Annotated in this window: 8 protein-coding genes; all 8 read left to right on the top strand. The window is 69.1% G+C overall.

Annotation, left to right across the window (positions count from 1 at the left end):
- The first annotated feature begins 393 nt into the window (after positions 1-393).
- Positions 394-2187 (top strand): ExeM/NucH family extracellular endonuclease, encoded by a 1794-nt coding sequence (locus tag ASD86_RS09350; RefSeq protein ID WP_056109722.1) that lies wholly within the window; start codon positions 394-396, stop codon positions 2185-2187.
- 255 nt (positions 2188-2442) lie between these two features.
- On the top strand, positions 2443-3147 hold the full coding sequence (locus ASD86_RS09345) for an alpha/beta fold hydrolase (RefSeq protein WP_056109720.1): 705 nt from the start codon (positions 2443-2445) through the stop codon (positions 3145-3147).
- Between the two features lie 80 nt (positions 3148-3227).
- Positions 3228-4307 carry a lysozyme inhibitor LprI family protein gene (locus tag ASD86_RS09340; RefSeq protein ID WP_056109718.1) on the top strand — a complete coding sequence of 360 codons (1080 nt, stop codon included), beginning with the start codon at positions 3228-3230 and terminating at the stop codon, positions 4305-4307.
- A 35-nt stretch (positions 4308-4342) separates the two neighbouring features.
- Positions 4343-5425, top strand: coding sequence for a cell division protein ZapE (gene zapE / locus ASD86_RS09335; protein ID WP_056110657.1), 1083 nt, complete (start codon positions 4343-4345; stop codon positions 5423-5425).
- Between the two features lie 486 nt (positions 5426-5911).
- A complete protein-coding gene (locus tag ASD86_RS09330) occupies positions 5912-6307 on the top strand; it encodes an HU family DNA-binding protein (RefSeq protein WP_056109716.1) in 396 nt (131 codons plus the stop codon).
- Between the two features lie 343 nt (positions 6308-6650).
- Complete coding sequence (locus tag ASD86_RS09325) at positions 6651-7016, top strand: hypothetical protein (RefSeq protein ID WP_157476373.1); 366 nt, start codon at positions 6651-6653, stop codon at positions 7014-7016.
- 138 nt (positions 7017-7154) lie between these two features.
- Positions 7155-7961, top strand: coding sequence for an aminoglycoside phosphotransferase family protein (locus ASD86_RS09320; RefSeq protein ID WP_056109712.1), 807 nt, complete (start codon positions 7155-7157; stop codon positions 7959-7961).
- Between the two features lie 39 nt (positions 7962-8000).
- Positions 8001-8504 (top strand): hypothetical protein, encoded by a 504-nt coding sequence (locus ASD86_RS09315; protein ID WP_056109710.1) that lies wholly within the window; start codon positions 8001-8003, stop codon positions 8502-8504.
- Positions 8505-8670 lie beyond the last annotated feature (166 nt).

Here is an 8670-nt window from a genome sequence, read left to right as displayed (position 1 = left end):
GGATTCGGGATTCGGGATTCGGGATTCGGGATTCGGGATTCGGGATTCGGGATTCGGGATTCGAAAAAGGCTCCGATCGCCTCAGCCCCGACGCAAGGGGTTCCCCCCTTTGCAAAAGGGGGGCCAGGGGGGATTCGCTTTTGCTCTTGATTCGCCGCGACCTGTGGCTAAAAGCGAATCCCCCTACCCCCCTTTTGCAAAGGGGCGAACAGCAAAAGCCGCAACGCGTGGTTGTTGTCTGCGCCGGTCTCCCGGCCACTGCCGTCGACAGTCGGCCTCGCACCGCCGGTCCTGGCGCTCACTGCCACCGCTCATCCACCCGCCACACAACACACGCGACAGCGCCACACGGCTGCGGATAATGGCCGCTCCAACGCCCACGCCGAGCCCGTCATGACGCGATTCCGTCCCGCCCTCGCCTTCGCGCCCTGCCTGCTGCTCGCGGCCTGCGCCACCGCTCCGCGCTCCGAACGCGCGCAGGGAACGCTCGCGATCGGCGCGGTCCAGGGCCACGGCGCGGCCAGTGCGCTGGTTGGGCAGACGGTCACGATCGAAGGCCGGGTCACCCTCGCGCGCGCCGGCGCGGACGCGGCGCCGGGCTGGATCGTGCAGGACGGCGGCGACGGCGACCCGGCCAGTTCCGACGCGATCTGGGTCACCGGCGCGGCCGCCGCGACGCTCGCGCCCGATCAGCTCGTGCGCGTCACCGGCCGGGTCCGCGAGGCCGCGGTCGACAGCGGCCGCCGGGGCCCGCCGCGCACGGTCACCGCGATCGACGCCGAACGGATCGAGCCGTCGACCGCGCGCGCGCAGCGCAAGGCGCTGGCCTCGATCGCGCCGGTCGCGATCGACGCCGCACCCGATTGGTCGCGCCTGGAAGGCATGCGTGTACGCATCGCCGCGCCGCTGACCCTGGGCGAACGCGATCCGAAGACCCACACCCTCACCGCATCCTTCGACGGCCCGCTGTGGCAACCCGGCGAGCGCGCCGCGCCCGGCAGCGACGCGGCGCGCGCGATCGCGAGCGACAACGAACGCCGTCGTGTGGTGCTGAGCGGCGACGCGGCGACGCTGAGCGAGGCCGCATTCGCCGCCCGCAGCGGCAGCCGGCTCGACGCGGTCGACGGCATCGCCTGGCCGGTCGGCGGCCACGCTGGCGTCTTGCTCGCCACCGCGCCGACGCTGCAGCCCGCGCCACGCCCGCAGCCGCCGCAAGTCGCCGGCGACCTGCGCATCTCCGCGTTCAACCTGGAAAACCTGTTCAACGGCGACGGCCGCGGCGGCGGTTTTCCGACCCCGCGCGGCGCGCGCACCCAGGCCGAATACCACGCCCAGTTGGCCAAGCTGGTCGAGACCATCCACACCCTCAACCCCGACGTCGCCGCGTTGATGGAGCTGGAGAACGACGGCTACGGCCCGGATTCGACCCTGGCCGATCTGGTCGCCGCGCTCGATCGCGCCGACGCGGCCGACGGCGGCGCGCAGGACTGGCGTTTCGCCGCGCCGTGCAAGCAGCCCTGCCCGGCCGGCATCAAGGGCCCGGGCAGCAACCCGATCCGCGTCGGCTTGATCTATCGCGGCCAGCGCGTGGCCGCGCGCGGCGTGTCCGCGACCCTGGAGCAAGGCTCCTTCGGTCCGCTCGCGCGCGTGCCGATGGCGCAGGCGTTCACCGCGATCGGCGCCGGCAAGCGCGCCGGGCCGGCGTTCGTGGTGGTCGCCAACCATTTCAAATCCAAGGGCTGCGGCAACGCCGAAGGCCTGGACAAGGACCAAGGCGACGGCGCGTCGTGCTGGAACGCCGAGCGCACCCAGGCCGCGCAACGCCTGGATGCGTGGCTCAAGACCGACCCGACCGGCAGCCGCGGCGACCTGACGATGATCGTCGGCGATCTCAACGCGCACGCGCAGGAACAACCACTGCGCGCGCTGTACGCGGCCGGCTGGCTGGACGCGTTCGCGGTGGCCAAGGTCGACGCGCCTTACAGCTATGTCTACGACGGCGAACTGGGCCGGCTCGATCACGCCCTGCTGTCGCCGTCGCTGGCGACGCGGCTGCGCGGCGCGGCCGAGTGGCATACCAATGCCGACGAGCCCGAGCATGCGGGTTATCGCGACGGCGGCGCGGGGCCGTGGCGCAGTTCGGATCACGATCCGGTGTTGCTCGGGTTCGACTTGATGCCGCGTTGAACGCCGCGGCGTCGGGTCGACGCGATCGGGTCGAACCACGCCGGGCCTGATGTCCTGTCCGCACAGCACGTCGAGATTTGTGATGTCGCGCGCACGTGAGTTTCAGCCCCGGCGTTTCCCGATCCGGCGCCATCGAAACCCGATGGCGAAGCGCAGCCAGCAACCGCTGTACTCGACCTGTCCGCAAACACCGCCCAGGCGCGCGCAACACACCGTCGTAACACCGCGCTCACCGCGCCCCGTATCATGCCGGGCATGAGCACTCCCGCCTTTCCCAGCGACGCTTCCACCGCGCTGAGCCTGCCCGGTCCGGCCGGCGCGATCGAGATGATCGTCGAGGCCGCCGAAGCGACGCCGCGGCCGATCGTGGCCATCGTCTGCCATCCGCTGCCGACCGAGGGCGGAACCATGCACAACAAGGTCGTCACCATGGCCGCGCGCGCCCTGCGCGAGTGCGGCGCGGCGACGGTGCGCTTCAACTTCCGCGGCACCGGCGCATCGGAAGGCGAGTTCGATCAGGGCAATGGCGAAGGCGACGACCTGCGCGCGGTCGCCGCCTGGGTGCGCGCGACGCGTCCGGACGCGCAGCTGTGGCTGGCCGGCTTCAGTTTCGGCGCCTATGTCTCGCTGCGCATGGCCGACGAACTGCAGCCCAAGCTGCTGATCTCGATCGCGCCGCCGGCCGGACGCTGGGACTTCGACCGGATCGCGCCGCCCAGCGGTTATCCGTGGATCGTGATCCAGGGCGAAGCCGACGAGATCGTCGATCCCGAAGCGGTCTACGCCTGGCTCGACGGCCTGCGCCAGCCGCCCGAACTGGTGCGCATGCCCGACACCAGCCACTTCTTCCATCGCCGCCTGATCGATCTGCGCGGCGCGATCAAGAATTCGGTCCGCCCGCATCTGCCGCCGGAGACCGCGGCGAGTGCGTCGTCGGACCCGGCGCCCGACCCGGCCTGATTCGGCCCGACCCGGCCCAATCCGGCCTGATCCGCGCCATCATCATCGCCTTCCGCATTGCCTCCACAGGATTCCCCACGATGCGCCACGCCCTGAGCCTCGCGCTGCTGTCGCTCTGCGCCAGCCTGATCGCGACCGCCTGGCCCGGCGACGCCGCGGCCGCCGGCATCGCCTGCGCCAAGGCCGCCAGCAAGAACGAACGCGCGATCTGCGCCGACCCGGTGCTCGGCCGCCGCGACGGCGAACTCGCCCAGGCCTACCGCGCCGCGCTCAAGACCAGCGCCTACGGCGGCCAGTTGAAGAAAGACCAGCTCGCCTGGATCAAGGAACGCGACCGCTGCGACGGTCAGGTGCGCTGCCTGCGCATGGCCTACGTCGAACGCCTGACCGAACTGCAACCGGCCGCGATCGCCGGCAAGTTCCAGTGGGACGGCGACTGGACCCGCAGCGACGGCGGCGCCACGCTCAACCTCAAATCGCTGGGCGGCGACAACTACCAGATCGAACTGCAGGCCAGCTCCGGCGCCAACACCGGCCTGCTGTCGGGCCGCGCGCGCGCGGCCAACGACAACGAAATGGTCTACAAGGGCAAGCCCGGCGGGGGTGGCGACAACACCCGCTGCGAGCTGACCTTCCACCGTTTCCACCGCCAGCTGCAGATCGAACAGCAGCACACCAGCAACGACTGCGGCGCCGGCCTGGGCGTGCATTTCAGCGGTCGCTACCTGCCCGGCCTGGGCGAGGCGGTCGCGACCACCCAATGGAACCTGCTCGATCTGGGCCTGTTGCTCAAGCCCGAGGACGACGCCAGCCTGCGCCGCCTGCTCGGTGACGATTACGATCTGCTGGTCGAACGCCTCGATGTGATCGACACCCGCGCCGATCAGGAAGGCCTCAATGCCACCGTCACCAACGGCTACGTGCGCGGTCTGGCCAGCGACATGCGCGCGCTGCTGATCCAGAGCACCGACGGCGGCACGTTCTGGGTCGCGATCCGCGCCCAGGACAAGCAGGGCAAGCCCGAACTGCGCTACTACAGCAACGACCCGGCCTGGGCCGCGAAACTGCCTCAGACCATCGACACCTGGTCCGACGGTTATCAGGAACACCCGCCGGTGCGGCTGATGTCGGCCGGCGGCCGCGTGCTGCGCTCGCCATGAGTCAGGCCGCCACGCACCCCGCCGATGCCGCCGCGATGACGCCGTCGCAGGCCTACGCCGCCGGCGTCGCACGCGGCGACTGGAGCGACGATCCGGCCCAGCACCCGGCCCTGCGCGAACTCGACCGCATCCACGCCGGCGTGCTCGATCCGCCCAGCCAGAGCCTGTTCGACCGATTGCGCGGCAAGCCGCGCGAAGGCGTGCGCGGGCTGTACCTGTGGGGCGGCGTCGGCCGCGGCAAGACCTTTTTGATCGACCTGTTCTACGAACACCTGCCGATCGCCGAAAAGCGCCGCACCCACTTCCACCGCTTCATGCGCGAGGTGCATGCGCAGCTACGCAACCATGCCGGCGAGAGCGATCCGCTGGCCAAGATCGTGCGCGAATGGCGCGATCAGCTGCGCGTGCTGGTGCTCGACGAGTTCTTCGTGATCGACATCGGCGACGCGATGCTGCTCGGGCGCCTGCTCGATCGCATGTTCGCCGAGGGCGTGACCCTGGTGACCACCTCCAACACCGAGCCGGCCAATCTGTACGCCGACGGCCTGCAGCGCGACCGCTTCAAGCCGGCGATCGAGCTGATCCAGCGCCACTGCGAAACCGTGCTGCTCGACAGCGCCCAGGACTATCGCCTGCGCGCGCTGACCCGTTCGCCGGTCTACCGCGCGCCGCTGGACGCGCAATCCGACGCCTGGCTGGCCGGGCGCTGGAAGGAACTGGCCGCCGGCTGCGCCAGCGCGAGCGGCCCGCTGCGCATCGAAGGCCGCGACATCCCGGTGCGCGCGCTGGCCGACGGCCACGCCTGGTTCGATTTCGCCGCATTGTGCGAAGGCCCGCGCGCGGCCAGCGACTACATCGAGATCGCGACCGAGTACCACACCGTCCTGCTCGGCGGCATTCCGCGCTTTCCCGGCGGAATTCACGACGACGCCGCGCGGCGCTTCATCAATCTCATCGACGAGTTCTACGACCGTCACGTCAACCTGGTGTGCACCGCCGACGAGGCGCCGACCGGGCTGTACCAGGGCCATCGCCTCGCCGCCGCGTTCGAGCGCACCGCCTCGCGCCTGATCGAAATGCAATCGGCCGAATACCTGGCGCTGGAGCATCGCGGCTGAGGCCGCGCGCGGACCATCATTCGGTCCGATCGCGCGGCCGATCACGATCGCGCGACACCGCTGGGCACATCCGTGCCGCGCATCGCAACTCGCGCGAGCACCGGTTCGCGCGCGCATGCGCCCATCGGCCACACCGCGACTGAACGCCGTGCCGAAGTTGCGCGCCGCGTGTCCTGACCGTCGCCGCGCGCGGCCGGTCGCGCGCAAAAGCGGCGCTGCGCCGCGACACGAAAGCACAAACACCCTGTTTTTCAGGGTTTTTTCTCGCCCGCGGCGGATCGGCGCGCGAGCGCGCGAACGCGCCTAAACCTTCATTCGCAAGGGATTTTCCGCCGCCGATGCGTGCGCGGGCCGGCGCGCAACTGAAAAACAGCCACTATTTGCATCGAAAACTCTTGGCGGCGCGTCGAGCTTGCCCTACATTCCGCCTTGCCGAGGGGTTATCCAGGCAACCCATCCATCCAACGAGTCTTACCGGAAAAAACTATGGCTACGAAAAAACCCGCTGCAAAGAAGAAGGCCGCTCCGAAGGCTGCTCCGAAGGCCGCCGCCAAGACGGCCGCTCCGAAGCCGATCAAGGAAGTGCTGAGCAAGTCCGCTCTGGTCGCTCACCTGGCCGAAACCACCGGTGTCGTCGCCAAGGACATCCGTTCGATCCTCGCCGCGCTCGAAGGCGCCGTGCATGCCTCGATCAACAAGAAGGGCGCGGGCGCTTTCACCCTGCCGGGCATTCTGAAGATCACCGCCGTCAGCGTGCCGGCCAAGCCGAAGCGCAAGGGCATCAACCCGTTCACCAAGGAAGAGCAGTGGTTCGCCGCCAAGCCGGCCACGGTGAAGGTCAAGGTCCGTCCGCTCAAGAAGTTGAAGGACGCCGCGGCCTGATGACCGCTGGTGCGGCGCGCCCTGGGCCGCCGCATCGCTCCGCATCGCTCCGCTTCGCTCCGCTTCGCCGGACGCCGCCCTCGGGCGGCGTTCTGCTTTCTGGCGATCGCTTCGGGCGACCTGGTTTCAGGCGACCCGCGTCGCCAGCGGCCGGACCCATCGAGTCGTGTTTCGCGCCGTGCGCGGCGAGGCGACCGGTGTTTGCGCGATCGGTTCGTTGACCCATCGGCGGCAACATGAAAATCCTGAATGCGTCAGTCGCGCGCCGCATTCAGCAGGCAGGTTTCGATGTGCGCGGATGTGCGCCATGGCATAGTGCGCACACTTGTTCTGGAGCAGTACCGTGGATCCGATCAGCCTGGAAGAACTGGCGTTGCTGGACGTGTTGCAACGCATCGATCAGGGGCAGCCGCTGACCCGGCATTCGCGGGCACTGCACGATCGGCTGATCTCCACCGCCCTGGTCGAGGCCGGCCTGATCGTTCCGGGCGAAGAACCCGCTCTGCAGCTGACCGACGCCGGGGTGGAGCGCTGCAAATCGCTGCGTCACCGCGTCGCCGCCGATACCGAGGCGCTGCAGGTGCTGCGCGAGCGCGAGGAGTCCGGCGCGCCATCGCCGACGCAGACCGATGTCGCACGCGGCGGCCTGAGCCAGATCGGCCGCGGCGATGCCGATTCGGTGACGATCGATCTGTCGCAGGCCGGTTGATCCGGCCGGACGATTCACTCCACCGCCGCGACGCATGCGGCCGAATCGAAACGTATCCGCTCGCCCTGCTACGCCCGCTTGCATCGCGCGCGTCGATCCCGATATCGGATGATCCCGGCTTCGAATCCACGCCCGCGCATGACGCCGTTCGATCGACATCTCACTGCCTGGAAGCTCGTGCCCGACGGCGCGCCGATCCACACCCACAGCAGCGATCTGCTGCCGGTGCGCTACGGCGGCGAAGCGGCGATGCTGAAGATCCCGCGCGACGCCGAGGAAAAATTCGGCGCGCTGATGATGCGCTGGTGGAACGGCGACGGCGCCGCGCGCGTGCTGGCGTTCGATCAGGACGCGTTGCTGATCGAACGCGCCTGCGGCCCGCGCTCGCTGAGCCACATGGCGCGCAACGGCCGCGACCAGGACGCCACCCGCATCCTGTGCGAGACCATCAACCGCCTGCACGCGCCGCGCAACACGCCGCCGCCGTCCGAACTGGCGCCGCTGACCCAGTGGTTCGCCGACCTGGACACCTATGCGCGCAGCCACGGCGGCGTGCTGACGCGCTGCTGGCAGATCGCCCAGGAACTGCTGGCGCAGCCGCGCGAGGTGCTGCCGCTGCACGCCGACATCCATCATGAGAACGTGCTCGACGCCGGTCCCGAGCGCGGCTGGATCGCGATCGATCCCAAGCGCGTGATCGGCGAACGCGGCTACGACTTCGCCAATCTGTTCACCGACCCCGATGAGGAAACCGCGCTGGCGCCGGGCCAGTTCGAACGCCGACTGGACGACGTGGTCGAGCACGGGCGGATCGACCGGCGGCGTCTGCTGCAGTGGATCGTCGCATTTCAGGGGCTTTCGGCGGCGTGGTTCCTCAGCGACGAGGAGGAACCGGCAAAGGAGTTCGCGATCATCGGCATGGCGCTGGCGCAGCTGGATCGGTGATCATCGACTGATCTGTTCGCGCGATGGAGAGCGCCCCCGATGATCCGAACCCGCCGCTGGTGCCTGCTCGCGCTGGCACTGCTCATGCCGCTCGCGCACGCCGCCGACCATTGCCGCGCCGGCGAGGTCGCCTATTTCGCCTGCCAGACCCGCGCCAAGAAGCTGATCTCGCTGTGCGGCGCCGCCGCCGGCAAGACGCCGAGCGCGCTGCACTACCGCTTCGGCCCACCGGGCAAGGTCGAACTCGAATATCCGTCGGCGGGCGCCGCCGATTCGCTCGCGCGGTTTTCCTACAACGAGTACACGCGGGCGATGACGTATTACGTCGACATCGGCTTCGCCAACGGCGGCTATCGCTATGCCTTGTTCAAGCGCTACGACGGCACCGAATCGCCGGTCACCGATTACGGCGTCAGCGTGACCGCGCCGGATGGGCGCGACACCACGATCGAGTGCGTCGGCAAGACGACCCAGCGCTTGCCCGAGCTCGCGCCGGTTCTGCATTGTGACCAGGAGCATGCGTTCGGCTGTCCTGGTAGCTGATCGCGCACGGCGATCTTGCGCGGCGTGCTTTGCTTGAGCTCTTTGTGCGCCAAGCTCCTACAGGGAGACCATGTGGCTTTGGCTTTGGCTTTGGCTGTGGCTGTGGCTTTGGCTGTGGCTTGATCCTGAAGTCGCGCAGTTCATCCAGCGCTGCGAAGTCGCTAAT

The sequence above is a fragment of the Lysobacter sp. Root690 genome, assembly GCF_001427785.1.
Taxonomy (GTDB): domain Bacteria; phylum Pseudomonadota; class Gammaproteobacteria; order Xanthomonadales; family Xanthomonadaceae; genus Lysobacter.
Note: the sequence above shows the minus strand (reverse complement) of the source record. Positions and strands in the feature narration are given on the sequence as shown.

Excerpts from the sequence above, each read along its gene's own strand:
- ASD86_RS09345 (WP_056109720.1), top strand. The coding sequence starts at position 2,443 with ATGAGCACTCCCGCCTTTCCCAGCGACGCTTCCACCGCGCTGAGCCTG.
- ASD86_RS09315 (WP_056109710.1), top strand. The coding sequence starts at position 8,001 with ATGATCCGAACCCGCCGCTGGTGCCTGCTCGCGCTGGCACTGCTCATG.
- ASD86_RS09320 (WP_056109712.1), top strand. The coding sequence starts at position 7,155 with ATGACGCCGTTCGATCGACATCTCACTGCCTGGAAGCTCGTGCCCGAC.
- zapE (WP_056110657.1), top strand. The coding sequence starts at position 4,343 with ATGACGCCGTCGCAGGCCTACGCCGCCGGCGTCGCACGCGGCGACTGG.
- ASD86_RS09330 (WP_056109716.1), top strand. The coding sequence starts at position 5,912 with ATGGCTACGAAAAAACCCGCTGCAAAGAAGAAGGCCGCTCCGAAGGCT.
- ASD86_RS09340 (WP_056109718.1), top strand. The coding sequence starts at position 3,228 with ATGCGCCACGCCCTGAGCCTCGCGCTGCTGTCGCTCTGCGCCAGCCTG.
- ASD86_RS09350 (WP_056109722.1), top strand. The coding sequence starts at position 394 with ATGACGCGATTCCGTCCCGCCCTCGCCTTCGCGCCCTGCCTGCTGCTC.